The 26,209-nt window shown below is 60.8% G+C and carries 24 protein-coding genes and 1 tRNA gene; 23 read left to right on the top strand and 2 right to left on the bottom strand.

What is annotated here, in order from left to right; all coding sequences use genetic code 11:
* The first annotated feature begins 31 nt into the window (after positions 1-31).
* The 17 genes from boxC (at position 32) to BLW80_RS04485 (ending at position 19,906) form a co-directional block, all read left to right on the top strand.
* On the top strand, positions 32-1,720 hold the full coding sequence (gene boxC, locus BLW80_RS04565; RefSeq protein WP_093756978.1) for a 2,3-epoxybenzoyl-CoA dihydrolase: 1,689 nt from the start codon (positions 32-34) through the stop codon (positions 1,718-1,720).
* 104 nt (positions 1,721-1,824) lie between these two features.
* Complete coding sequence (boxB, locus tag BLW80_RS04560; RefSeq protein ID WP_093756977.1) at positions 1,825-3,270, top strand: benzoyl-CoA 2,3-epoxidase subunit BoxB; 1,446 nt, start codon at positions 1,825-1,827, stop codon at positions 3,268-3,270.
* A gap of 76 nt (positions 3,271-3,346) precedes the next feature.
* Entirely contained in the window at positions 3,347-4,540 is a 1,194-nt protein-coding gene (boxA, locus tag BLW80_RS04555; RefSeq protein WP_093757344.1) for a benzoyl-CoA 2,3-epoxidase subunit BoxA, read from the top strand.
* A gap of 88 nt (positions 4,541-4,628) precedes the next feature.
* Positions 4,629-6,518: a feruloyl-CoA synthase gene (locus BLW80_RS04550; RefSeq protein ID WP_093756976.1), complete on the top strand. Its 1,890-nt coding sequence runs from the start codon at positions 4,629-4,631 to the stop codon at positions 6,516-6,518.
* A 619-nt stretch (positions 6,519-7,137) separates the two neighbouring features.
* Entirely contained in the window at positions 7,138-7,857 is a 720-nt protein-coding gene (locus BLW80_RS04545; protein WP_089266079.1) for an aspartate/glutamate racemase family protein, read from the top strand.
* 75 nt (positions 7,858-7,932) lie between these two features.
* Positions 7,933-8,793, top strand: coding sequence for a VOC family protein (locus BLW80_RS04540; protein ID WP_093756975.1), 861 nt, complete (start codon positions 7,933-7,935; stop codon positions 8,791-8,793).
* Entirely contained in the window at positions 8,793-9,914 is a 1,122-nt protein-coding gene (locus tag BLW80_RS04535) for a M14 family metallopeptidase (protein ID WP_093756974.1), read from the top strand. Before BLW80_RS04540 ends, BLW80_RS04535 begins: the two co-directional genes overlap by 1 nt.
* A 21-nt stretch (positions 9,915-9,935) precedes the next feature.
* Positions 9,936-10,949 (top strand): quinone oxidoreductase family protein, encoded by a 1,014-nt coding sequence (locus BLW80_RS04530; protein ID WP_093756973.1) that lies wholly within the window; start codon positions 9,936-9,938, stop codon positions 10,947-10,949.
* Positions 10,946-11,380 (top strand): PaaI family thioesterase, encoded by a 435-nt coding sequence (locus BLW80_RS04525; RefSeq protein WP_093756972.1) that lies wholly within the window; start codon positions 10,946-10,948, stop codon positions 11,378-11,380. The genes BLW80_RS04530 and BLW80_RS04525 overlap by 4 nt, the downstream gene beginning before the upstream one ends.
* Before the next feature lie 90 nt (positions 11,381-11,470).
* Positions 11,471-13,045: an ABC transporter substrate-binding protein gene (locus BLW80_RS04520; protein WP_244527949.1), complete on the top strand. Its 1,575-nt coding sequence runs from the start codon at positions 11,471-11,473 to the stop codon at positions 13,043-13,045.
* A 14-nt stretch (positions 13,046-13,059) separates the two neighbouring features.
* Positions 13,060-14,028: an ABC transporter permease gene (locus tag BLW80_RS04515; RefSeq protein WP_093756970.1), complete on the top strand. Its 969-nt coding sequence runs from the start codon at positions 13,060-13,062 to the stop codon at positions 14,026-14,028.
* Positions 14,029-14,031: 3 nt separating this feature from the next.
* Positions 14,032-14,877 (top strand): ABC transporter permease, encoded by an 846-nt coding sequence (locus BLW80_RS04510; RefSeq protein ID WP_093756969.1) that lies wholly within the window; start codon positions 14,032-14,034, stop codon positions 14,875-14,877.
* A 1-nt stretch (position 14,878) separates the two neighbouring features.
* Positions 14,879-15,907 carry an ABC transporter ATP-binding protein gene (locus BLW80_RS04505; protein WP_093756968.1) on the top strand — a complete coding sequence of 343 codons (1,029 nt, stop codon included), beginning with the start codon at positions 14,879-14,881 and terminating at the stop codon, positions 15,905-15,907.
* Entirely contained in the window at positions 15,885-16,874 is a 990-nt protein-coding gene (locus BLW80_RS04500; protein ID WP_093756967.1) for an ABC transporter ATP-binding protein, read from the top strand. Before BLW80_RS04505 ends, BLW80_RS04500 begins: the two co-directional genes overlap by 23 nt.
* Positions 16,875-16,898: 24 nt before the next feature.
* A complete protein-coding gene (locus BLW80_RS04495; protein WP_093756966.1) occupies positions 16,899-18,407 on the top strand; it encodes a class I adenylate-forming enzyme family protein in 1,509 nt (502 codons plus the stop codon).
* Positions 18,404-19,165, top strand: coding sequence for an SDR family NAD(P)-dependent oxidoreductase (locus BLW80_RS04490; RefSeq protein WP_093756965.1), 762 nt, complete (start codon positions 18,404-18,406; stop codon positions 19,163-19,165). The genes BLW80_RS04495 and BLW80_RS04490 overlap by 4 nt, the downstream gene beginning before the upstream one ends.
* A 225-nt stretch (positions 19,166-19,390) precedes the next feature.
* On the top strand, positions 19,391-19,906 hold the full coding sequence (locus tag BLW80_RS04485; RefSeq protein WP_089266090.1) for an Lrp/AsnC family transcriptional regulator: 516 nt from the start codon (positions 19,391-19,393) through the stop codon (positions 19,904-19,906).
* Positions 19,907-20,305: 399 nt separating this feature from the next.
* On the opposite strand, the gene BLW80_RS04480 is transcribed toward BLW80_RS04485, so the two are convergent.
* A tRNA-Thr gene (locus BLW80_RS04480) sits at positions 20,306-20,380 on the bottom strand.
* Positions 20,381-20,561: 181 nt separating this feature from the next.
* Between BLW80_RS04480 and BLW80_RS30685 the strand changes: the two genes are divergently transcribed.
* The 4 genes from BLW80_RS30685 (at position 20,562) to BLW80_RS04460 (ending at position 23,666) form a co-directional block, all read left to right on the top strand.
* The gene (locus BLW80_RS30685; protein ID WP_093756964.1) at positions 20,562-20,927 is read left to right on the top strand and encodes a hypothetical protein; all 366 of its coding nucleotides are present in this window, start codon (positions 20,562-20,564) and stop codon (positions 20,925-20,927) included.
* Positions 20,928-20,962: 35 nt separating this feature from the next.
* On the top strand, positions 20,963-22,672 hold the full coding sequence (locus tag BLW80_RS04470) for an FAD-dependent oxidoreductase (protein WP_093756963.1): 1,710 nt from the start codon (positions 20,963-20,965) through the stop codon (positions 22,670-22,672).
* A gap of 20 nt (positions 22,673-22,692) precedes the next feature.
* Complete coding sequence (locus tag BLW80_RS04465) at positions 22,693-23,001, top strand: UBP-type zinc finger domain-containing protein (protein ID WP_093756962.1); 309 nt, start codon at positions 22,693-22,695, stop codon at positions 22,999-23,001.
* Between the two features lie 158 nt (positions 23,002-23,159).
* Complete coding sequence (locus tag BLW80_RS04460) at positions 23,160-23,666, top strand: hypothetical protein (RefSeq protein WP_093756961.1); 507 nt, start codon at positions 23,160-23,162, stop codon at positions 23,664-23,666.
* 31 nt (positions 23,667-23,697) lie between these two features.
* Here BLW80_RS04460 and BLW80_RS04455 read toward each other — a convergent pair whose 3' ends face one another.
* The gene (locus tag BLW80_RS04455; protein WP_244527947.1) at positions 23,698-24,369 is read right to left on the bottom strand and encodes a TetR/AcrR family transcriptional regulator; all 672 of its coding nucleotides are present in this window, start codon (positions 24,367-24,369) and stop codon (positions 23,698-23,700) included.
* A 101-nt stretch (positions 24,370-24,470) separates the two neighbouring features.
* On the opposite strand from BLW80_RS04455, the gene BLW80_RS04450 reads away from it, so the two are divergent.
* On the top strand, positions 24,471-25,406 hold the full coding sequence (locus BLW80_RS04450) for an SDR family oxidoreductase (RefSeq protein WP_093756959.1): 936 nt from the start codon (positions 24,471-24,473) through the stop codon (positions 25,404-25,406).
* A gap of 42 nt (positions 25,407-25,448) precedes the next feature.
* Complete coding sequence (locus BLW80_RS04445) at positions 25,449-26,114, top strand: Rossmann-fold NAD(P)-binding domain-containing protein (protein WP_093756958.1); 666 nt, start codon at positions 25,449-25,451, stop codon at positions 26,112-26,114.
* The last annotated feature ends 95 nt before the right edge of the window (positions 26,115-26,209 follow it).

The following is a 26,209-nucleotide window of genomic DNA, read 5'->3' as shown; positions in this document are numbered from 1 at the left end:
CGCATAAATCAAGACTGTCAAAGGGTGGAGCATGGCCGCAGAGCAACGCGTTCTCTCGAACGGCGCCAAATTTATCGACTTCCAAACCGATCCGTCGCGCTACCGCCACTGGAAGCTCAGTGTTGATAACCACGTGGCGACGCTCACCATGGATGTCGATGAGAATGGCGGTCTGTTCGAGGGCTATCAGCTCAAACTGAACTCCTACGATCTTGGCGTCGATATCGAACTGGCGGATGCCGTGCAGCGGCTTCGTTTTGAATATCCCGAGGTCAAGGTCGTGCTACTGCGCTCCGGCAAGAACCGCGTGTTCTGCGCTGGCGCCAATATCCGCATGCTGGCCGGCGCGACCCACGCCCATAAGGTCAACTTCTGCAAATTCACCAACGAGACTCGCAACGGCTTTGAAGACTCGAGCGAAAATTCCGGCCAGCGCTTCATTTCAGTGATCAACGGGACAGCTGCAGGCGGCGGCTATGAACTGGCGCTGGCCACCGATCATATTATCATGGCGGACGATGGTTCGGCGGCGGTGGCGCTGCCGGAAGTGCCGTTGCTGGCGGTGCTGCCGGGCACTGGCGGTCTGACGCGCGTGGTCGACAAGCGCAAGGTGCGCCGCGATCACGCAGATTACTTCTGCACGATCGAGGAAGGCATCAAAGGCAAGCGCGCAGTGGCGTGGCGGCTGGTCGATGACATCATTCCGAACAGCAAGCTTGAAGCCAAGGTCGCGGAGCGGGCCAAAGAGTTTCTGGCGACGTCGAAACGTAGTGGCGCCGGCGATGGTCTCAAGCTGGCACCGCTGAATCGCCGCTTCGATGACAGCGGTATTCGTTACGGTCTGGTCAATGTCGATATCAATCGCGCAGAGCGAATTGCTACCATCTCGATTAAAGCGCCTGACGCTGCGGCGCCGTCGGATGTCGAGGGCATGATGGCGCAGGGCGCTTCCTTCTGGCCGCTGCAGGTGGCGCGCGAGCTGGACGACGCCATTCTGCATCTGCGAATCAATGAACTCGAGACAGCCATGCTGGTGTTCAAGTCGCATGGCGAAGGCGCCAATGTGCTGGCTCATGACGCCTTCCTCGAAACGCACAAGGCGCATTGGCTGGTCAACGAGATCCGGCAATACTGGAAGCGGGTGTTGAAGCGCATCGATGTGACCTCGCGCACGCTGGTGACGTTGGTCGAGCCGGGCTCGTGCTTTGTCGGCACCTTGGCCGAACTCGTCTTCGCTGCGGACCGCTCCTACATGCTGGTCGGCCAAAAACAGGGCGACAACCGCGCGCCGCCGGCTATCGTATTGAGCGCGATGAATTTCGGGCCTTACCCGATGAGCCACGGGCTGACGCGGCTACAGTCGCGCTTCCAGGCCGATCCGGAGGATGTCACCCGCGCGAAAGCGCGGATCGGCGAGCCGCTCGATGCGGAAGCCGCGGAGCAGCTCGGGCTCGTCACCTTCGCGCTCGATGATATCGACTGGGATGACGAGGTGCGCGTGTTCTTCGAAGAACGCTGCAGCTTCTCACCCGACAGCCTCACAGGCATGGAAGCCAATCTGCGCTTTGTCGGGCCGGAGACGATGGAATCGAAAATTTTCTCACGGCTGACCGCCTGGCAGAACTGGATCTTCCAGCGGCCCAATGCGGTCGGCGAGAACGGCGCGCTTGGACGTTACGGCACCGGCCAGAAGGCGCAGTTCGACATGACGCGCGTATAGCGTCCGCAACTGGAACAGCGCGGCCATGTGTCACTCTTTGGATAAATGCAAGTCGGTGGCTTGCCCAATTCGAACGATCAGAAATACAGCGGGAGATCTCAGTCATGAACATCATGAATGTCGACTACAGCACCAAGATTCCGAACAACGTGAATCTGGCCGAGGATCGCCAGGTGCTCAAGGCGCTGGAGGGATGGCATCCCGGCTATCTCGATTGGTGGAACGACATGGGGCCTGAAGGTTTTCAGGAATCCCTGGTCTATTTGCGCACCGCGATATCGGTCGATCCCAAAGGCTGGGCCAAGTTCGACTATGTGAAGATGCCTGAATATCGCTGGGGCGTGTTGCTGGCGCCGCAGGACGCCGAGCGCAAGGTGAACTTCGGACGACATATGGGCGAACCCGCCTGGCAGGAAGTGCCCGGCGAATATCGCGCGATGCTCCGACGTCTCGTTGTCATTCAGGGTGACACGGAGCCAGCGTCGGTCGAGCAGCAGCGTCATCTCGGTCAGACCGCGCCGTCGCTCTACGACTTGCGCAACCTGTTCCAGGTCAATGTGGAGGAGGGACGCCATCTCTGGGCGATGGTCTATCTGCTGCAGAAATATTTCGGCCGCGACGGCCGCGAGGAGGCCGACGATCTTCTCCGTCGCCGCTCGGGGGATGCCGATGCGCCGCGCATGCTCGGTGCATTCAATGAAGCCACGCCGGACTGGCTGTCCTTCTTCATGTTCACCTTCTTCACCGATCGCGATGGCAAGATGCAGTTGGAGAGTCTGGCGCAATCCGGCTTCGACCCGCTGTCGCGGACCTGCCGCTTCATGCTGACGGAGGAGGCGCATCATATGTTCGTCGGCGAGACCGGCGTCGGCCGCGTGCTGCAGCGAACCTGCGAAGCGATGAAGGCGGCGGGGATCGAGGATCCCAACGCCATAGAAAAAATTCGTGCGCTCGGCGTGATCGACCTGCCGACCATGCAGAAGAAGATCAACCTGCACTATTCGCTGTCGCTCGATCTGTTCGGCTCGGAAGTCTCGACCAATGCCGCGAATTTCTACAATTCCGGACTGAAGGGCCGCTTCCAGGAGACCAAGATCGAGGACGATCACCAGCTCACTAACGACATCTATCAGGTCCTGAAATTCGTCGATGGCGAAATCAAGCTGGTCGACGAGCCGGCGCTGACCGCGCTCAACATGCGGCTGCGCGACGATTACACCGCGGATTGTGCCAAGGGCGTCGAGCGCTGGAACAAGATCATCGAGAAAGCCGGCGTCAATTTCCGCTTCGATCTGCCTCACACCGCGTTCCATCGCCAGATCGGTGAATTCCGCGATGTGAACGCCTCGCCGAAGGGCATCATCATGAGCGATGCCGCCTGGGCGAAAGCCAGGAACGACTATCTACCGTCCGTTGACGACGGTGATTTCATCGCATCGCTGATGACGCCGGTCAGCGAGCCCGGCAAGTTCGCCAGCTGGATATCGGCGCCGAAGGTCGGCATCGATAACAAGCCGGGCGACTTTGAATACGTAAAGATTGCGGCCTGAAACGAGCGGACGCGGCGGAGGGATTTCCAGCTCCCCCCGTCGCTGTCAGTCCTCGATGGCACGTGCGGGATTTGCCATGAACGCCCCTTTCAAACAGCATCTGATCGATCCGGAAATCTGCATCAGGTGCAACACCTGCGAAGAGAGCTGCCCGGTGGATGCGGTGACGCATGACGACAACAACTATGTCGTCAACGCAGAGATCTGCAATTACTGCATGGATTGCATCTCGCCATGTCCGACCGGCGCGATCGACAATTGGCGCGTCGTCGCGGCGCCATATTCGCTCGACGAGCAGTTCTCCTGGAGTGACCTGCCGGCGCAGGAAGAGATCGCGGACAACGGCGCTGGCGCGGGCGCCATCGAGGCGCTCGAGGATGAGATCGGCGCGTTGCTCGAAGAAGCACGCAAAGGGCTAGGCGGTAAGCCCGTCGCGCCGCTGTCATCGAGCAAGGCGTCGGTCAATCTTTATAACCGCGGCAAGCCCGCACTGGCCACGGTGACCGGCAATTTCCGGCTCACCCACGCGACGGCCGACTCCGACGTGCGCCATATCATCCTGGATTTCGGCGAGCAGCCGTTTCCCATCCTCGAAGGCCAGAGCATCGGTATCGTCGTGCCGGGCCTGGGCGCGGACGGCAAGCCGCATCAGGTGCGGCTCTATTCGATCGCTAGTTCGCGCGATGGCGAGAAGCCGAATACCAACAATCTGGCGCTGACCGTGAAGCGTGAAGTCGGTGGGCTTTGCTCGAACTATCTCTGTGATCTGCCGCGTGGCGCAAAGGTCGAAGTCACCGGGCCATTCGGTGCCACCTTCCTGCTGCCGAACGATCCGTCGGCGAATGTTCTCATGGTCTGTACCGGCACAGGCTCTGCGCCATTCCGCGGCTTCACGGAGCGTCGGCGCCGCGCGATGCCTGGCGCGCCCGGGCGGCTGCTCCTGTTCTTCGGTGCGCGCCGCCCCGAGGAGCTGCCCTATTTCGGTCCGCTGCAAAAGGTCCCAGAGGAGTTGCTGGGCAAGCACTTCTGCTATTCGCGCGTGCCGGGCGAGCCACGGATCTATGTGCAGGATCGTATCCGCAGCGAAGCTGCTGCGATCACGTCGCTGCTGTGCGACGCGCAGACCCACGTCTATATCTGCGGGTTGAAAGGCATGGAAAGCGGCGTTGAAGAGGCCTTCGCCGATATTTGCCGCGCCGCGTCGATGGATTGGTCGGATCTGAAAGCGGCGATGCGCGGCGGTGGAAGATATCACGTCGAGACTTACTGATCGATGTTGCATCCGAACTGGCAACGACCGGTTCGACTGAACAGCCCGAACAAGAACAAAGACGGGTAAGTTGTGGGGGAGAGAAGCGATGGTTCTGGACCGCGACAATGCGGCTGGCTCGGGCAGTCCATTTTTTCTGACGCCGTCGGTTGACGCAGAACAGCGATCCGACGGTACGATCCTTCTTCGATCCGATACAGCACTGCGTCCCTATGCGCGTTGTGTCGGGGACTGGCTCGAACATTGGGCACAACAGGCACCGGAGCGGATCTTTCTGGCGGAGCGGTCCAGTCCGGATGTGCCTTGGGTGACGCTGAGTTATGCAGAGACGCTTCGGCGGGTGCGCGGCGCGGCTAGCTGGATTCTTGCACAGGAGATGAGTGCGCAGCGGCCCCTCGCAGTGCTATCGGACAACGGCATCGAGCATGCGGTTCTGGCCCTGGCAGCGATGCATGTTGGTGTGCCCGTCGCTGCGATTTCGCCGGCTTATTCGCTGATGTCGAAGGATTTCGAAAAGCTGCGTGGCGCGATCCAGCTTCTCGATCCCGGTGCCATCTACGTCTCGGACTTGCAACAGTTCGGTCCGGCCCTCGCTGCGATAGGCCCGTTTCACACTGCCGCCATCATCGGCGGTGGCGCGGCTGCCGGGGTGGGATACTCATACGCCGATGTGATCTCGACGCCGGCGAGCGCGGCGATCTATCATGCCTTCGCAGCGGTCGATGCCGATACGATCGCCAAATTCCTGTTCACGTCGGGATCGACCGGCGCGCCGAAGGCGGTCATCAATACTCAGCGCATGCTGACCTCGAGCCAGCAGGCCAAGGCACAGACTTGGCCGTTTCTCGAAACTCAACAGAGCGAACTCGTTCTTCTCGACTGGCTGCCCTGGAGTCATACCTTCGGCGGAAATCACAATTTCAATATGGTGCTTCGCAATGGCGGAACGCTGTACATCGACAGCGGCAAGCCCGCGCCCGGATTGTTCGCGACGTCCATTGCCAATCTGCGCAGCGTCATGCCGACGGTCTATTTCAACGTGCCGCGTGGCTTCGACATGCTTATCGCAGCCCTGCGGAACGACGATGGGTTGCGAGCGCCATTCTTCAACGAGGTCAAGTTCGTCTTCTATGCCGGCGCGGCTCTGCCGCAGAGCACATGGTCGGCGCTGGAGACACTTTCCATCGAAACAATCGGGCGCTCGCTGCCGATGGTCTCCGCCTGGGGATCGACGGAAACATCGCCGCTCGCGACCGATTGTCATTTTCAGGCGCCGAGATCAGGTAATATCGGCGTGCCGATTCCCGGTACGGAGCTAAAGCTCGTGCCATCGGACGGCAAGTTCGAGGTGCGGGTGCGCGGGCCTAATGTGACGCCGGGCTACTGGAAGGCGCCGGACCTCACCGCGAAAGCTTTTGATGCGGACGGCTTCTATCTGATCGGCGATGCCGTTGCATTTGCAGATCCGGATGATCCGGCGCAAGGCTTGCTGTTCGACGGGCGCATCGCCGAGGATTTCAAGCTGACATCAGGCACATGGGTCAACGTCGGAACGCTGCGCGTGGCAGGAATCTCCGCGTTGGCGCCGCTGGTTCAGGATATTGTCGTAGCCGGCCATGGCGGCGAGGATGTGCGCTTCCTTCTTGTTCCCAATCTGGCTGCCTGCCGCGCTGTGTCCGGCCTGCCGGAAACAGCGAGCATCGATGCCGTGCTTGGCTGCGAAAATGTGCGTTCGTCCGTAGGGGAAGGGCTCGCGAGACTGAAGGCGGCAGGCGGAGGGTCTTCCACCCATGCAACTTGCGCGCTTTTGCTGGCAGAGCCGCTATCTGTCGATGGCGGCGAAATTACTGACAAGGGCTACGTCAACCAGCGCGCCGTTCTGGCGCGCCGTGCAGTCGACGTCGAAGATCTGAACAGAGGGGTCTCGGGTCGTCTGATAATCTGCGCGAGTGTCGAGCAATACACCCGTCATGCCTAGGACGTTCAGAATCCGAACGATGCTTCGGGATTAAAAATATTGCGTTGATGGAAGGCATCAGGTCGAGCGGCCACACGCAAGAATCTGCCGATGCGATCAACTGTCACATGCGGTGTCATGCCGTCGTCACACCCCAGCGCGGCCGCCGTGGTCAAATGTGGCGCTCTTCCCCAGAGCACATGGACCGGCGCGAGGGCATTCGCGCGCTCCACGAGGTCGCCTTTCCCTCCAGGAGGCGACCTCGTTTGTTTTCGATGAACGGCTCATGCGGAGTGTTCGCGGAACGTGTCTGATCCGCATGCGTGTTAAGTTGCACTGAGTTCTACTCCCGGTGCAGACCGAAATCCGGCATTCTTCTCACACAGTGAGATTTCACGCGACGCACACGGCAACTCCCGGCGCTGCACGTCGCTGCATCATTCTGGTCTGTCAGGGTCGAGCGAAGAACCGTTGATGCGACGGATCGGAAAAATTTGAAATCCTATTCCGCCGATCGCTCGAACTATGAAGTTTCTTCTCAGGCAAACTGAGTATGATGGCCGCGATCCGCAATCGGATTGCGCGGTGCCGATGCTATCGTTCCGTCAAGCACATCGACTGGACAGGGCGAGCAATAGTAATGCGGACGATTGGTTTGATTGGTGGAATGAGCTGGGAAAGTACTGCTGTTTACTATCGCCGGCTGAATGAGCAAGTCCGCGCCGAGCTCGGTGGGCTCCACTCCGCGGATATTCTGATGCGTTCGATCAACTTCGACGCGATTGTCAGCTTGCAGAAACAGGGGCGTTGGGACGAGGCCTGTCAGGTTCTCGCTGACATCGCGCGCGATCTGGAAGGGGGCGGTGCTGGTTGCATTCTGATCTGCACGAATACAATGCACAAGCTTGCCGACGAAGTGCAGCAAGCAGTGTCGATCCCGCTTCTTCACATTGCCGACGTTACCGGCGCTGCCGTGAAGGCTGCAGGGCTACAGCGGCCGCTACTTCTGGCAACGCGCTACACCATGGAGCAGGACTTCTATGTGACGCGATTGCGCGAGGGGTTCGGGCTAGATCCCGTTATTCCCGCTGAGGACGATCGTGTGTTCATTCACGACATCATCTTCGATGAACTATGCCAAGGTGTTGTTCGCGAGGAGTCGCGTCGACTCTATCTCGATGCAATTTCACGAGGAAAAGAGCGTGGCGCTGACGGCGTAATTCTTGGTTGCACCGAGATCTGTCTGCTGATCGGCCCCGAGCACATCGATCTTCCCGTCTTTGATTCAACACTTCTTCACGCGGATGCTGCGCTCGCCTTTTCCATGGCGAAGGAAGAACCGCGACCACGTGCTGCATGACATCGGCCTGATTGTTCTTTGGATTGGCATCGATCTTGCTGGTCTCTCTAACCTGGAAGGCAATGAGGCTTTCGTATGAGTGATATGCGTACTGCGCAACGTAAGATCTCGCCGGTCCTCGATCACGTGGTCATCAACGTGATGGGCCAGCTTGATGAGGCTGCTGCGCAATATATACGCCTCGGCTTTCAGTTGACGGAGCGCGGCCACCATACACTTGGCTCCAGTAACAACCTGGCGATCTTCGGCACGAACTATCTCGAATTGCTTGGCTATCTGCCGGGGCGCGAAACGATGCGTGCTGATCTCTGGGCGCATCCACCAGGATTGAGCGGTCTGGTTTTCAAGTCTGTCGATGCCGATCTGGTTTATGCGACACTGAAGGACAACGCCGTTCCCGTCATGGAGCCAATGAGCTTCGCGCGGCCGGTCGAATTGCCGGGCGGCGCCCAAGACGCGCGTTTCAAGGTCATCCGCGTGGCGGGCGACGAAGTGCAAAACGGCCGCACGTTCTTCTGCCATCATGATACGCCGGAACTGGTGTGGCGCCCCGAATGGCAGACGCATGCCAATGGTGCCACTGAAATCGTCGAATTTGTCATCGCCTCGCAGCAGCCGGCGCGAACTGCAGCGCTCTATGAACGCATGTTCGGCGCACCGCTTCTGACGCCGACGGATGGCGGCTTTTCGTTCAATGCCGGTGCCGCATCGATTGTCGTGCTCGATCCTGCAGCGGTCGCGGATCGCTATGCCGGTGCGGCGCTTGCCAGCGAGGATGGCACTGATCGCATGGTCGCGCTGGTGTTCAAGGTCGCGTCGCTCGATACGCCGCGCGCCGTGTTCGATGCGGCCGGCGTTTCCTTCAAGCCCTATGCTGACGGAATCATTGTGTCGCATGCCGACGCAGCCAATGTCGCTCTGGGGTTCACGGTGTGATGGTAGCGCTCCCTAATGATTTCACTCGGAGTTTTGCGCTCGACTATGACGGCGCGCGCGTGAAGTTTCGCAACGCTGCGAATGACGTCGGCGCTGCGTTGACCACCTACACCCATCCGGCGCTCAAGGGCCCGAATGGCCAGGATCTGTGCATCGACGTGGCGCGGCTCGGCGATCCGCGCGCAGCTTCGCAACTGGTGATCCTCAGCGGTACGCACGGCCTTGAAGGCCTCAGCGGTTCGGCGGCGCAGATCGGTTGGATGCAGAGCAGTTTTGCACGCGCCCTTCCGCGCGGCGTGTCGATTCTTTTCGTTCACGCGATCAATCCCTACGGCTTTGCCTGGGGGACGCGGACCACTGAAAACAATGTCGATCTCAATCGCAACTTCATCGATTTTGCTACGCCCCGTCCGGGCAATCCGGGCTATGCGAAGCTCTATCCGCATCTGCTTCCGGAGGACTGGACGCCGGCAACGCTGCAGACCTACGCCGATGCTGTGGAAGCCTTCAAGGACGCGCATGGGGACGACGGTCTATTCGACACGCTGGCGCGCGGGCAGTACGATTTTCCGGATGGCTCCAATTATGGCGGCTCCGGGCGCGAGTGGTCCAATCTGACTCTGGAGACCATCGTCGCCGATCATCTCGGCGCGGCCGAGCGCATCGGCTTCATCGATTGGCATACTGGCATCGGCGATTTCGGCGAGTCCTTCTTCCTGTGCTTCAATCCCGAAGGTGGCGCGCTTCATGCGGAAGCTGTGCGCTGGTGGGGGCGTGACCGCATCGCCGGCCAGAAGCCGAACAATTTTGCACGGCCCAATTATCAGGGACTCGTGTTTCACGGCATGACCAGGTTTCTCGGCGCGCGACCGATGGTCGGCGCTGTGATCGAATTTGGCACGCGCGGTACCAAGGTCCGCCGCGCCTTGCAGCTCGACCTCTGGCTGAAGTTCAAGGCCGAGAAAGACAGCGAGCGCGTTCGCATGCTGCGCGCAGACCTGCACGATTGCTTTGTCCCGGTGTCGTCGCACTGGCGTGAAGAGACTACAGAACAAGCCATTTCCATCACTCAACAGGCGGTGGAGGGGCTGGCAAGCTGGTCCCTCTCTGCCGCAGCCTGAACCAACGGAGCGAGATAGATCATGCGAGCAGTTGTCCTTTACGAACACGGCGATAACGATAAGCTGCAATTCACGGCGGATTATCCGACGCCGAAGGCCGGCGAGGGCGACGTTGTTATCCGCGTGCGGGCATCGTCGATCAACTATCACGACGTTTTCACCCGCCGCGGTATGCCCGGCATCAAGGTGCCTCTGCCTGTCATCATTGGCCTCGACGTGGTCGGTGAGATCACCGAACTTGGCACGGGCGTCACTGGCTGGAGCATCGGTGATCGCGTGCTGATCGATCCGGTCAACCGCGTCGAAGGTGGCCTGATGGGCGAGACCCAGGACGGCGGACTCGCCGAATTCTGTCGCGCCAAGGCGCATCAGCTCGTCAAGATTCCGGAAGGTGTCAGCTTTGAGCAGGCGGCCGCGCTGCCGGTCGCCTATGGCACCGCAATCCGCATGATGAACACCATCGGACAGATCAAGGCCGGCGAGAAGGTTCTGATTTTGGGCGCCAGCGGCGGCGTCGGCGTGTGTTGTGTTCAGCTCGCCAAGCTGGCCGGCGCCTACGTGATCGCCTGCGCCGGCAGCGAGGAGAAGGGCAAGAGGCTCACGGAGCTCGGCGCGGACGAGATCATCCTCTACACCCAGTCCGATTTCATGAAGACGATCTATGAGCGCCACGGCAAGCCGCATCGTCGTCGCTTCGTCGAAGGTGGCGGTGTCGATGTGGTCGTCAATTTCACCGGCGGTGATACCTGGGTCAAATCGCTGCGCTGTCTGAAGCTCGGCGGCCGCATTCTGACTTGCGGTGCGACTGCCGGCTACTCGCCTACTGAAGATCTTCGCTTCATCTGGACCTTCGAACTGGAGATCAAGGGCTCCAACGGCTGGGAACGTGACGATATCACAAAACTGTTCGATCTCGTCGCCGCCAAGAAGCTGCAGGTACTGATCGACAAGACCTATCCGCTGGAGGAAGCGAAGGAGGCTGTGCGCATCATTGAAGATCGTGCGGTATTCGGCAAAGTCGTGGTGACGCCGTGAGCAAGCCCGACGTCAAGATTCTGACGGCTGCCGAGATTCAGCAAATGCTGGATGTGTCGCCGTTCAACCTGTTCCTCGGCCTTGAGGTGATCAAGGCCGATCCGGCAACGCAGGAAGTGACGATGCGCTCGCCGATGCGGCCAGAATTCGAACGTCGGCCGGGCTCCAAGCAATGGCATGGCGGTGTCATTGCCTCGGTCATTGACACAGTCGGCGATTTCGCCGTCGGCATGATGGTCGGGCGCGGCCTTCCGACCGTGAACTTCCGGGTCGATTACCTGAAGCCGGCTGTTGATACCGCCTTGGTCGCCGTGTCGCGGGTGCGCCGTGCCGGCAAGAGCGTCGGTGTCGCTGACGTCGATGTGTTTGACGAAAAGGGGGCGCTGCTCGCCATCGGCCGCGGCACCTATTCGACGCTTGAAGCAAAATAATAGCAGGGCCGGGCGGCGCACGATGGCGGACCGGTTCCTGTCTGCAACAAAGGAAGAACAATGAGCGGTTTTAGCAGACGTGATTTTTTGATGACGACGGCCGGCGCTGCTTTAGCCTCCGGCTTTGCCGGTTCTTCCAAGGCGGCAACCGGGGCGCCGAAGCGCGGCGGCACGCTGGTCGGCACATGGGGTGGATTTGAGCCGCAATCGCTGTTCGTTCCAGCGGGTGGCGGCTCCAGTCCGTATTTCACGTCGACCAAGGTGTTCGAGCGGCTGATCCGCCTGACCGCCGATCTCAAATTCGAGCCGGTGCTGGCTCTCGGGATCGAACCGGCAGAGGATTTCCGCAGCTACACGATCAAGCTACGTCCGAACGTCACCTGGCATGACGGCAAGCCACTGACCTCGGACGATCTGGTCTTCAATGCGATCCAATACTGGAAGCCGATCTCCGCTGGCGTCACGCTCGATGCTCTGCTGACCGCGGAGGCCGTGGATCCGCTGACCGTGGTGCTGAAATTCAAAGTGCCGGTGCCAGAGTTCTTCCTCAAGTCCGTGCTGGCCGGCAAAGCCGGTCTCGTCATTCCCAAGCATATCTATGACGGGTCGAACATCATTACCAATCCGATCAACAACACGCCGATCGGCACCGGTCCTTTCAAGGTCAAGGAGTGGGTGCGCGGCAGCCATGTCGAATATGCCCGCAATGACAATTACTGGAATTCGGGCTTGCCCTATCTCGACAAGCTGGTGATCCGCTGGTGGCGAGATCCGGCGTCGCGGTCGGCTGCGTTCGAGGCTGGCCAGCTTGATATAGGCACATTCAATCCGATTCCTGCGCCGGACATCGCGCGCCTGACGGCCACCAAGAAGTTCGTTGCCGAGACCAAGGGCTATTCGAATTCGGCGTGGATCACGAGTGTCGAGTTCAACCAGCGTCGCGAGATCTTCAAGAAGCGCGAGGTGCGTCAGGCCCTGCTTCATGCGATCGACCGCAGCTTCATCGCGGATACGGTTTTCTTCGGTCGCGCGCGTCCCTCGCTTGGTGCTCTCCACTTCTCGAATTCGATCTTCTTCACCAAGGACGTTCAGGATTATCCGTTCGACGTTAGAAAGGCGGCCGCGTTGCTCGATGCTGCCGGCTATCCGGTGAAGGCCGGTTCGCGCTTCAAGATGAGCCTGGTATCGGCCGGATGGTTCGAGGAAAACGTCAAGATCGGTCAGTATCTGAAGCAGGCCTTCGAGGACGTCGACATCACCGTCGATCTGGCGATCCCCGATCGCGCGACCTCGCTGAAACGCATCTACACCGACTATGACTATGACGTCGCGGTGTCGAACAATTCAGCCAGCATCGAGCCGATCCCGCAGACAACGCAATACTACACCACCGACGGTATCGTGAAGGGGGCGGCCTTCCGCAACGCCACCGGCTATTCCAATCCGAAGATGGACGAAACCGTCAGCAAGATGGCGATCGAGACCGATGAGAAGAAGCGCGTATCGCTGGTGCACGAGTTCGACAAGCTCGCAGCGAGCGACGCGCCGGTCCTTCCGATGGTCGACCTTGAACCCGTGACGATCGCTCGTTCTGATGTCCGCGATCATTCGCTGACAGCGGACTTCATGGGCGAAAGCTGGGCCGAGGTCTGGCTGGACCGCTGAGAGCGGAGGCAAACGTGCGTCGCATCATCATCCGCAGGCTCGTGCAAATCATTCCGCTGATCTTCGCGGTCATTGTGATGAATTTTGTTCTGATCCATCTGGCGCCGGGGAGTCTGTTCGACGTGATGACGTCCGAACAGCAGATCACCGACCCGAAGATGCTGGATCAGCTGCGTCACACCTACGGCGTCGATCAGCCGGTGTCGGTGCAGCTTGCCAAATATATCTGGTCGGTGATGCGGCTCGATCTCGGCTATTCGTACCGGCAGAACGCGCCGGTGTTTGATGTGATCATGCAACAGCTTCCAGCGACCTTGATCCTGATGCTGGCGGCAATCGGAATTGCTTTGCTCGTTGGCGTCACGGCCGGCGTGCTGGCGTCGATCAAGGTCAACACAATCTGGGATAATCTGATCTCGCTCGGTGCGGTATTCTTCTTCGCTGCACCGAGCTTCTGGCTTGGCATCATGATGACGGTGATGTTTGCGGTGAAGCTCGGCTGGTTTCCGGTGGGCGGCATGCGCACCATCGGCGTCGACGAAAGTGCCTTCGGTGCCGTTCTGGATGTGATGCATCATCTCGTCCTTCCCGCAACGGCACTAGGACTGTTCTACGCGGCGACCTTCGCGCGCGTGATGCGGGCCTCCATGTTGGAGGTGGCCCGGCTGGATTTCGTGCGGACGGCGCGTGCCAAAGGCCTGTCGGGCGGACGCGTGGTCATGGCGCATGTGATGCGCAACGCGATGTTGCCGATCGTCACGCTGCTCGGATTGCAGCTTGGCACCATGCTTGGCGGCAGCGTCGTCATCGAGGCCGTGTTCAGTTGGCCCGGCATCGGCAGCCTGCTGTTCGACAGCGTGATGAGTCGCAACTTCCCCATGGTGCTCGGCGTGCTCGTCCTCGGCTCGCTGCTGGTCGCGGTCTGCAATGCCACGGTCGACCTGCTTTATCTGCGGCTCGATCCCCGCATCAAGGCGAGGTAGGTCATGCTGACATTGTTCTTCGACTTCGCCCGGCGCTTCGCCCGCAACCGCGCGGCGCTGGTCGGTCTGTTTCTCGTCCTGGTCGTCGTCGGTGTTGCTATTGCCGCGCCATGGTGGTTCCCGCGCAACCCGCTTCGTATTGTCGGGCGGCCGGAGATCTGGCCCTTCATGTCGTCGCGTTATCCGCTTGGCACGGATTCTCTGGGTCGTGACATTGCAGCGATGATTGCCCACGGCGCCCGCACCACGCTCCTGATCGGCCTCTGCGCGAGTCTGACCGCCACCATCATCGGCATCACTGTTGGTGCCACCGCGGCCTATGTCGGCGGTTGGGTCGACGAGCTGTTGATGCGTCTGACCGAATTGTTCCAGACCATTCCGAACCTGATCTTCGTGCTGACCATCGTGTCGATCCTCGGGCAGAAGATCGAATATGTCACAATCGCCGTGGGCGTCGTGACCTGGACGCCGATCGCACGGCTGACGCGTGCAGAGTTCATGTCGCTGCGCGATCGCGAATTCGTGCAGGCCTGCCGCGCCATGGGGATGGGCAGCCTGCGGATCATGTTCGGCGAGATACTGCCGAATGCACTGCCGCCGGTGATCGTGCTGTCATCACTGGTCGTTGCCGGGGCCGTTCTGTTCGAGTCCGCTGTGGCATTCCTCGGGCTCGGCGATCCCAATGTCACCAGTTGGGGACAGCTGATCGGGGACGGCAGGACGCTCATCCGCTCGTCCTGGTACATCTGCGCGGTGCCGGGTCTCGCGATCATGCTCACTGTGCTGGCGCTCAACCTTGTAGGCGATGGCCTCAACGATGCGCTTAACCCCAAGCTGCGGGATCGCTGAGATGATCGTGGGCAGCAAAGCCGTTCCAACGCCAATCCTCTCCATTGAGAACCTGCAGGTGTCATTGTTCACGCGCCGTGGCATTTTGCCTGCGGTCGATGGCCTGTCGCTGACAGTCTTGGCCGGCGAGACGCTGGCCATCGTCGGTGAATCCGGCTGTGGCAAGTCGCTGACGGCGCTGGCGATCATGCGGCTGTTGCCGAACCCGCCGGCAAAGATCGTCGGCGGTGCTGTCCGCTTCATGGGGCGTGATCTCGCTGCCCTGTCCGAGCGCGAGATGCAGCGGGTTCGCGGCAAGGACATCTCGATGATCTTCCAGGATCCGATGACATCGCTGAACCCTGTGGTCGCCATCGGGGATCAGCTGATCGAAGCAATCCGGCGCCACAATGACGTGTCGCGTCACGAGGCGAGGGACCGTGCGGTGGAGTTGTTGCGCCGCGTACGCATCCCGGATGCGGAGCGCCGCCTTAAGGATTATCCGCACCAGATGTCCGGCGGCATGAGCCAGCGCGTCATGATTGCCATGGCGATTGCCTGTGGGCCGAAGCTCCTGATCGCCGACGAACCGACCACGGCGCTCGACGTCACCATCCAGGCGCAGATCATCGAGCTGATGAAGGAATTGCAGTCCTCATCCGATATGGGCCTTATCATTATCACCCATGATCTCGGCGTGGTTGCCGAAGTCGCCGACCGGGTGGCCGTGATGTATGCCGGCCGCAAGGTCGAGGAAGCGCCGGTGGAGGCTTTGTTCGAGCGGCCGCTGCATCGCTACACGCGGGGGCTGCTGGGGGCGACGCCGTCGGCACAGCGCCGACGTGGCAGTCGTCTCGTCGAAATTACAGGCAACGTGCCGGCGCTGTCCGATTTGCCACAGGGCTGCGCCTTCCAGAACCGTTGTCCCGATGTACTCGATCGCTGCCGTGCCGAGCGACCACAGCTGGCGCCGTTGCTACCGCACCGTTCCGCCGCCTGTTTTGCTGCCGAGAAGGAGTTATCGCGCGATGCCGCTGCTATCGGTGCTTAGTCTCTGTGTCCAATACCAGAGCGCGCAGGGTGTCGTGCGGGCGGTCGACGATGTGAGTTTCGACCTTGAGCCCGGCGAGACTGTGGGGCTGGTCGGGGAATCCGGCTGCGGCAAGTCCACGCTCGGCAAGGCGATCATGCGTCTGGTGCCGACGTCCGACGGACGCGTCTTCCTCGATGGTGACGATGTCACGCGGATGCAGGCCGGCGCGTTGAAGGCCTCGCGGAAGTCGATGCAGATGATCTTCCAGGATCCTTATGGATCGCTCAATCCACGCCACGATGTCGGCACCATCGTCGGGCAACCGCTCAGCGTCGCCGGCTGGTCGCGCCGTGATATCAAGGATCGTGTCATCGAGCTGATGGGACAGGTGGGCCTACCGGCCGACGCGATGCGGCGCTATCCGCATGAGTTCTCTGGCGGCCAGCGCCAGCGTCTCGGCATTGCGCGTGCACTTGCGCTCAAGCCCAAGGTCATCATCTGCGACGAGCCGGTATCTGCGCTGGACGTTTCGGTGCGCGCGCAGGTCATCAATCTGCTCGAGGACCTGCAGCAGGCAACGGGCGTGTCGTATCTGTTCATCTCGCACGATCTTTCGGTCGTCGAGCATATTTCGGACCGGCTGATCGTGATGTATCTCGGTCGGATCGTCGAAACAGGCCGCAGCGAGGACGTCTGGGATAGACCGGCGCATCCTTATACGGAGGCATTGCTTGCCGCCGCGCCGATCGCCGATCCGCGCACCGCACGCAGCCGCACCCGCAGCGTGCTGCAGGGTGAGTTGCCCAGCCCGCTCAATCCGCCGCCAGGCTGCAGCTTCAATACGCGCTGCCCCTACGCTCAGGCGCTTTGCCGCGAGGAGCGACCGATGCTGCGCGATGTCTCCGATGGCCGCAAGGTGGCCTGTCACTACGATCTGCTTGAACAACCCGCGGCGCTGCCGCGTGTCGCGCGGGTGGCCAATTGAGTTCTCAGAAGTGGAGCATTGCCAATGCGGTGGAATAATCTCGGTGACCTGATCGATCGCAGCGGTGACCTTGATCGGGAGGCGGTCATCGATCTGATCGATCCCGCGCATCCCAGGCGCTACACGCACCGCCAGATCGACGAGATGGCAAACGGGGTCGCCCAGTATCTTGTCGATAGTGGTTACAAGCGCGGCACGCATGTCGCGATTCTGTCGTTTAACCGCGCCGAATACATCATTTGCTATTTCGGCATTATGCGCGCCGGATGCATCGCTGTTCCGGTCAATATCAAGGCTGCGCGCGACACGGTCGATTTTGTAATGGACGATGCGAAGATCGCGTTGGCCTTCGTCGACAATGCCAATCGGCCGATGGTGCGCGGCGGCATTCCCGTCATCAATTTCGATGACAATGGCCCGGAGGGCTTTTCCGCGACGATCAAGCCCGCCTCGTTTACAGCGGTCGAAACCACGCGGGAGGAGGTCGGGCAAATGCTCTACACCTCCGGCTCCACCGGCCGGCCCAAAGGCGTGCCGCTATCGCATTACGGACAACTCTGGGCGATCTCGACACGGACCAGCGGTGCGCTCAATCAGGATGATCGCTACATCATCGCGCAGCCGCTGTTTCACATGAATGGCCTGTTCGCCATCAAGACGATCTTCGCTCAGAATGCGTCTGTGGTGGTGCTGCCGTCATTCGAGACCCGCAGTTATATTGAGGCCATCGCCAAGTACAAGGTGACCGCCGCCACGGCCGTTCCCACCATGTGGGCCCGTGTCGTCAAGGAAACGGAACTGCTGGCGAAGAATGATATAACCTCGGTTCGTCGCCTGATGCTTGGATCGGCGCCGATGACCATGGGTCTGTGGGACAGGATCAAGCAGGCACTGCCCAACGTCGTGATGACGATGGGCTATGGTACCACGGAAGCGGGGCCGGCGGTGTTCGGTCCGCATCCCGACAAGATCCCGACGCCGCCGTTAGGGTTGGGCTATCCGATCCGCGTGGAGGATGTCCGGCTCGTCAATGGTACCGAGAATGAAGGCGTGCTGTTGATGCGGAATCCAGCAGTGCTGGATCACTATCACAATCTGCCGCAGCAGACCGCCAAGGTGCTGACCGATGGTTGGTATTACAGTGGCGATGTGATGCGCCGCGATGCCAACGGCTTCTATTTCTTCGTAGGCCGTGCCGACGACATGTTTGTCTGCTCCGGCGAAAATATCTATCCGGGCGAAGTCGAAAAGCTGTTGGAGCGTCACCCGCAGATCCAGCAGGCGGCAGTAGTGCCGTTGCCCGACGAGGAACGGAGCCAGGTGCCGGTTGCGTTTATTGTCACGCGCGAGCAGCCCACGCCGAGCTTCGACGATATCCGTCAGTTCGCCATCGCCAATGGTCCGGCATATCAGCACCCGCGCCGCGTTGAGTTCGTCCATGAATTGCCTTGGGCGGGCACTAACAAGATCGACCGCAAGGCGCTGATCGACCGGGCGCGAAGCCTGGAAGCCAGTCACGGCTGGTCCGCATGAGCGGGCTAACAGGGAAGATCGCGCTGGTCACCGGTGCAAGCCGGGGGATCGGTCAGGCTATCGCGCTTCGCCTGGCGAAGGACGGCGCAACCGTCGCGATCCATTACAACGCCTCGGTTGATGCGGCGAATGAGACTGTGGCGGCCATTGCCGCTGCTGGGGGCAATGCCTTTGCCATCAAGGCCGATCTCTCGGAACGCAGTGGCGCAACTTCCCTGGCCGCTGGTCTAGGTGCCGAACTGACCAAGCGTTATGGCAGCCCTGCATTCGATATTCTCGTCAACAACGCCGGCGTCGGAAAACGCGCGGTCATTGAGGATATTTCCGAGGACGACTTCGATCTTCTGCTGCAGACCAATCTGAAATCGCCGTTCTTTCTGATCAAGGCACTGATGCCACATCTTCGCAATGGCGGACGTATCATCAATATCTCGTCGATGGGGACGCGTTCGGCCTATCCGACCATGGCCGCCTATGCGCCCGCCAAAGCGGGTCTGGAAGCGCTGAGCCGCTTGCTGGCCGTTCATCTCGGTGGTCGACAGATCACGGTGAATTCCGTGATGCCCGGTGCGACCTCGACGGACATGAACATCGTCGCGCGCGATCCGGTGGCGAGCCGCGCAGTGGCTGAGACCATCGCGCTCGGCCGGGTCGGGCAACCCGACGATATCGCAAGGGTCGTCGCCTTTCTCGCGTCGGACGAAGCGGGCTGGGTCACGGGCCAGCAGATCGATGCCAGCGGTGGCCAGCGACTGTAACGGGCCACGCGTTCAATCAACAAACCGGTATGCGCGACACGCGGTGGCGGATTCACCTTAGTGCCGCGTCAGCGAAGGCGTCGCTTTTGACGCCAGGCTGCTGCTCGAATGCGCAGCGGTGACAATTGTTTATGCTCGCGAACTTCCAAATCTCGCAATACCATTGCGTCACGATGGCAATGAACGGCAGAAATATTCTGCGTGCACCCTTCATCGGAGGCCAACATGCTCGACGAGCTCGACCGCAAAATTCTCGCGGCACTCCAGGTAGACAGTAGCCTTTCCATGCAGGACCTCGCCGATCGCGTAGGTCTGAGTTCCACGCCGTGTTGGCGCCGCATCCAGAAGCTCGAAAGCTCTGGCTACATCAAGCGACGCGTTGCACTTCTCGATGCAGATAAGCTGAATCTGGGTGTCAGCGTTTTCATCGCCGTGCGAACGAACCAGCATAACGCGGAGTGGGTTCAGCGTTTCCGGAAAATCGTCGTCAGCTTCCCCGAGGTGGTCGATTTCTATCGCCTGAGCGGTGACGTGGACTATCTGATCCGGGCTGTGGTCTCGGATATCCGGGCCTACGACGATCTTTATCAGCGGCTGATCGCCAAGATTGATCTGCATGATGTGTCGTCGATGTTCACGATGGAGCAGATCAAGTCGACGACCGAATTGCCACTCATGAATGCTTTGGTGAAGCAGGGGCGGGGCGATATCTCGTCGGCGGCGCATTCCCTGTCACATTGAGACGCCGCGGCTCCGAAGCTGCCGCATGGAGTGTAATCGGTCGTGTGCTGCGGCGGTACGTGCCGGCCGATCGCATCTGCGTCTTCTACGGTTCGACGGGGGTTGGCAGAGGCATTATGTGCGCCAAACGAAAAACCCGCCGGTTAGGGCGGGATTCAGCGGTCATCTCGATTTTGGTCCATCATTCAAAGCCACAAGCGTACCGCCCCCCGCGAAGGGGGCTGTTTCAAGTTCGTTTGAGTCCGGTGATATGGCTGCTTATGCCGGGCGATTGGAACGGGCAGGGAACAGAGCCCCTGATATTCCCGTATTGAACCGCGATTTCGCGTTCTGTTCTGCCGCGAGCTGCCTGATTGAGGTGCCTCGGTCGGGAGAACTTATTGATTTAACAGGGGAAAATGGTGCTGCCAGACAGGATTGAACTGTCGACCTCTCCATTACCAATGGAGTGCTCTACCACTGAGCTACGGCAGCATGCTGGGTGCAGGAATCAGCCTCGAGGGCGCCTACCAAGCGGGGCGATCCTTGCCACAAGGTCACGGGCGGCGCAAGCGCGGGTGGCACTTAGAATGCATCATTATAACAGGGGTGTGGTCGGCCTGTTGCGGTTGCAGCCGCCTTGCGTTTCGCCATTGGCGAGTCGATCCGGTTCCCCATGGCCTCGATAGCCGCCGGCAGAGCCTTCATTGGCCGGATCATCACCTCGAAGTCGATCAGCTCGCCTGACGCGTTGAAGGCGGTTATGTATGGGGTCACAGGATCCAATCTGGCGCATCTGTGCACGCCATTCGATCGACCATGGCAGCCCATGACCGATAAGCCGAGCAAACCCGCCAAGGAAAGTGCAACTGCCCGTCAGGACAGGCTGCGCCAGGCGCTGCGTGAAAATCTCAAGCGCCGGAAGGTGCAAATGCGCGGGCGCGCCAGTCAGGCCGGCGATGCCGTCGCAGTCGAGGCGTCATCGGACGCCGATAAGATACAGGACTTCTGTTCAAGACCCGTCGATCCCGATCGGGATTGATGGCACCTGTCCGCCGCGTGAGCATGCGAGTTTAAATGTCATCAGAATCCCAGGCATCATCCAGCGCCGAGCTGCCGGCCTACGCGCCGCGGGCGGCGCTGCCGCGTCACGATCAGACTTTTCCCGCGCTGACGGCGGCGGAGATCGAGCGGATGCGCCGCTTCGGTGAGATCCGGCATTATAAGGATGGCGATTGCCTGTTCGAGACCGGCAAGCCCGGTCCCGGCATGTTCGTGGTGTTGTCCGGACATGTGACGATCACCCAGCGCGACGGTTTCGGCCGTATCACGCCGGTGGCCGATCAGTGCACCGGACAATTCGTCGCCGAGATCGCGCAACTGTCGGGCCGCGTCGCGCTGGTTGACGGTCATGCTGAAGGCGATGTCGAGACGCTGCTGATTCCGCCGGAACGGCTGCGCGCACTGCTGATCGCGGAAGCGGATCTGGGCGAGCGCATCATGCGCGCGCTGATCCTGCGTCGGGTGAACCTCCTGCAGGGCAGCGCTGGCGGTCCGGCTTTCATCGGCGCAGCCAATTCCAGCGATGTCATCCGCCTGCAGGGCTTCCTCTCCCGCAACGGTTATCCGCATCATCTGCTCGACCCAGCAACGGACAAGGACGCCGCCGATCTGATCGCGCGCTACACGCCGTCGCCGGAGGATCTGCCGCTGGTGGTGGTGGCCGACGGCACGGTGCTGCGCAATCCGTCATTCTCCGAACTCGCTCGCGCGATGGGCATGATCAGCCATATCGCCAAGGGCAAGACCTATGACGTTGCCATCGTCGGCAGCGGACCTGCGGGCCTGTCCACCGCGGTGTATGGCGCGTCCGAAGGCCTGTCGATCGCGGTGTGCGATGCCAAATCATTCGGAGGACAGGCCGGCGCCAGCGCGCGGATCGAGAACTATCTCGGCTTCCCCACCGGCATCTCCGGGATGGCACTCACGGCGCGTGCTTTCAATCAGGCGCAGAAGTTCGGCGCCGATATCATGATCCCGGCGGCCGTGAAGTCGCTGGACTGTTCACGCAAGGACGGACTGTTCGCTCTTGAACTTGACGACGGCGATGTCATGCGTGCCAAGGCCATCGTAGTGGCATCGGGCGCACGCTATCGCCGGCCGGATATCGAGCGGCTCGCCGATTTCGAAGGTCGCGGCGTCTGGTACTGGGCATCTCCGATCGAGGCCCGGCTCTGCAGGGAGCAGGAAATCTACCTGGTCGGCGGTGGCAATTCGGCAGGTCAGGCGGCGGTGTTTCTCGCGAGCCATGCCAACAAGGTGCATATGGTGATCCGCGGCGGCGGCCTCGGCGCCAGCATGTCGCGCTATCTGATCGAGCGCATCGAGGCGACACCGAATATCGAGCTGGTCTTCAACACCGAAGTCGTGGCGCTGGAGGGGACGCAGGAAGTGGGGCTCGAACGGATCTGTACCCGTAGTCGGCTGTCCGGCGAGGAGTCCTGCGCTGACATCCGCAATCTGTTCCTGTTCGTCGGCGCCGATCCCGCCACCGAATGGCTGGCGGATTGCGGCGTCACCCTCGATCGTCATGGCTTCATCATCACCGGCATTCCCGCCAATGGCCGCAGCGTGCAGGCGCTGGAGACGTCGGTGTCCGGTGTCTTTGCGGTCGGTGATGTGCGCTCGGGTTCGGTGAAGCGTGTCGGTGGCGCGATCGGCGAGGGCGCCCAGGTGGTGGCGGCGCTGCATGGTTTTCTCGGCGATACGGCCACGCCGACCCTTTGAGCCGATAACGGGAGATCATCATGCCCAAAGGCTGCACGCATATTTCCGGCATTCGCGATGTGACACCCAGCGCACTCGGTTGCGAGGAATGCCTGAAAACGGGCAGTATGTGGGTGCACTTGCGGATCTGCCGGACCTGCGGTCACGTCGGCTACTGCGACGACTCCCCGAACAAGCACGCGATCAAGCATTTCCACGCCACGAAGCATCCGATTATCGAAGGCTACGATCCGCCCGAAGGCTGGGGCTGGTGCTATGTCGATGAAGTCATGTTCGATTTGTCGGATCGAAAGACTCCGCACAACGGGCCGATTCCGCGCTACTACTGAAACAATCGTCCCGACGCGGCTCTATTGATCGAGCGCGAACGTCTTGAACGAAACGGCGCCTTGCACGCAAATCTATATGATGACTATCAGCCAAAAACTATTGGCAAGTTCCCGCGCTGCACTCTAAGATTTGAAAAGTTCTAAAGCAGGGGTGCATCATGGTTTTGGGAATGAGCTTGGCAACGTTCACGTTGCTTCATGTGGTGGTCAGCCTGATCGGCATCGTCGCGGGCCTGGTCGCAATGGTCGGCCTGCTGAAATCAAAGTCGCTGCCCGGCTGGACCGGTCTGTTTCTGCTGACGACGATCCTGACCAGCGTGACCGGCTTCTTCTTCCCGGTCGAGAAATTGCTGCCGTCGCATGTCATCGGCATCATTTCGCTGGTGCTGCTGGCGATCGCCTGCCTGGCGCTCTATGGCCAGAAGCTGGCGGGGCGCTGGCGCTGGATTTACGTGCTGACTGCGATGATCTCGCTTTATCTCAATGTGTTCGTGCTGGTGATCCAGAGCTTCCTGAAGGTGCCGCCCCTGCACGCGCTGGCGCCGAGCGTGCCGCCGAGTGAGCCGCCTTTTGCGATCGTTCAGGGCATCGTGCTGGTGTTCTTCGTCGTCACGACCTTCCTTGCGATCAGGAAGTTTCGCCCGATGCCCGGCGGCTTCGCCTGATCGTAGCGCGGCGATCTCCCGCCGATAGCCGCTAGGCTTTGCCTTTTCGGGCGGGCGATTCCCGGAGGATCGCCCGTATCTCGCCGAAGGTGCGCTTCACGAGCGCCTCGGGCCTCTCGCTTGCGTCCAGCGCCAGCCAGATCTCGCCGCCGATCCGCATCGCGCCCGTCGTGATCATGGCGACCAGCCGTGCTTGTAATTGCCCGGATTTGTCTTTGGCACGGTTGCCGAGCGCGGCAGCGATGGCGCGCTCCATCTTTTCGTATTTCACGTGGTCGCGCGCGCGCAGCGCGGGATTGCCGTGCTTCAATCGCGCAATGGCGATCGCCTCGGAGCTCTCGAGCTGCTGTGCCATCGAGAGCAAAGCATTTTCCGCGGCCAGCAGCATCGGCTCGTCCGCGGGCCTTGCGGCGATCGCGGCCACAAGGAAATCCGTGCTGGCATCCTGCCACGCCAGCACCAGGTCTTCCTTCGACGCGAAATAATGGAAGAAGCTGCGGCGCGAGATCTCTGCGGCGGCCGCAATGTCGTCCAGCGTCGTTTCCTCGAAACCGCGCTTAAGAAACAGCTCCATCGCGACCTTGGTGAGCCGCTCTCGCGTCTGCTGGCGCTTCCTTTCGCGCAGGCCGGTCGGCGGCGCAGCAGGTGCCGCAACCGATTCCGCTTCTGTTTTCCTCGGCTTAGCCGGCATCCTGGCGGTCACAACAATCCTCGATCTGCACCTATTGCAAGTTTGCACTGAGTGCACATTTATGTCCGGCGGCCGCGCCGCGCAACGATTCTCGATCCTGGGGAGATATAAGCATGACGGACTGGAGCATCGACCATATTCCGCCCATGACCGGCAAACTGGCCGTGGTGACCGGGGCGACAGGCGGCCTCGGCTTCGAGACGGCAATTGCGCTTGCGGGAGCCGGCGCCGAAGTGGTGCTGACCGGCCGTAGCGACACCAAGGGGAGCGCTGCGATCGAGCGCATCTGCGAGCGACATCCCGACGCGATCATCAGCTATGAGCACCTCGATCTCGCCAGCCTGGACGCCGTCGCTACTTTCGCACGCCGTTTCGATGCGATGTACGCGTCGCTTGATCTGCTGATTAATAATGCCGGCGTGATGGCGCTGCCGACGCGCCAGACCACCGCCGACGGCTTCGAGATGCAGCTCGGTACCAATTATCTCGGTCACTATGCGCTCACGGCGCGTCTGCTCCCTGTGCTTCGCCGCAACAAGGCGCCGCGTGTGGTCAATCTCAGCAGTCTTGCGCATCGTTCGGGCCTCATCGATTTCGACGATCTTCAGGGCGCGACATTCTACAAGCCGTGGAAAGCCTATCAGCAGTCGAAGCTCGCGATGCTGATCTTCGCGATCGAGTTGCAGCGGCGCAGCGATGCCGCGGGCTGGGGTCTGATGAGCAATGCCGCGCATCCCGGTTTCGCACTCACCGATCTCATTCCGAACGGTCCCGGCAGCGGTGGCTTGATGGGGCTCGGAAGCCGGTTGCTGCGTCCGCTGAGCCATTCAGCCGCCGCCGGTGCCTTGCCGACATTGTTTGCAGCCACCTCACCCGATGCGAAGCCAGCTGGCTATTACGGCCCGAACGGCGTCTACGAAATGAAGGGGCCGCCGGCTCCCGCGAAGATCATGCCGCGAGCTCAGGATGCCGCCGTCGGCGCGCGGCTGTGGGAGGTCTCAGCTGCGCTCACCGGCATGTCGTTTGATCAGGTCGCAATTGCCGCCTGATTGCGTCGCGCGATCGACTGTCAGTCATCCAAAGGAAGTCTCATGAAAGTCATTCTGTTCGGTGCGACCGGCATGGTTGGGCAAGGCGCGCTACGCGAGTGTCTGCTCGATCCCGATGTCGAAGCCGTGCTCGTGGTCGGCCGCAGTCCTACCGGGCAACGCGATGCCAAGTTGCGTGAGATCACGCATACGGATTTTTTCGATCTGTCGGCCATCGCGCCCGACTTGACGGGCTATGGCGCCTGCCTGTTCTGCCTTGGCGTCTCGTCGCTGGGCATGAGCGAGCCGGACTATCGCCGGATCACCTACGACATCACCCTCGCGGTGGCGAACACGCTGGCGCGGCTCAATCCTGGCATGACCTTCGTCTACGTGACCGGCCAGAGCACCGACAGCACCGAGCAGGGCAGCGTGATGTGGGCGCGGGTCAAGGGCAAAACCGAGAACGACTTGCTCAAGCTGCCGTTCAAGGCGGCCTATATGTTTCGCCCCGGTGGCATCCAGCCGCTGCACGGTGTGCGCTCGAAGACGGCGTGGGTTCAGGCGATCTACACCGCGACCGCGCCTCTCTGGGAGCTGCTGGTCCGGATCGCGCCAAAAGACGTCACCACGACGGAGAAAGTCGGCCGCGCCATGATCCGGGTGGTTCGTAACGGTTATTCCAAGCCAATCCTGGAAACCCCGGATATCAATCAGGTGGGAGCGTAAACGGGCCGATTCGGCCCTTTTTCAGATTTGCTGCCGGCCTCATCGAAAAACCGCAAATTTCGACGCTTTTGCTTTAAAGAGGCCATCCGCCCTAT

Source organism: Tardiphaga sp. OK245, from assembly GCF_900108575.1.
Lineage (GTDB): Bacteria > Pseudomonadota > Alphaproteobacteria > Rhizobiales > Xanthobacteraceae > Tardiphaga > Tardiphaga robiniae.
Note: the sequence above shows the minus strand (reverse complement) of the source record. Positions and strands in the feature narration are given on the sequence as shown.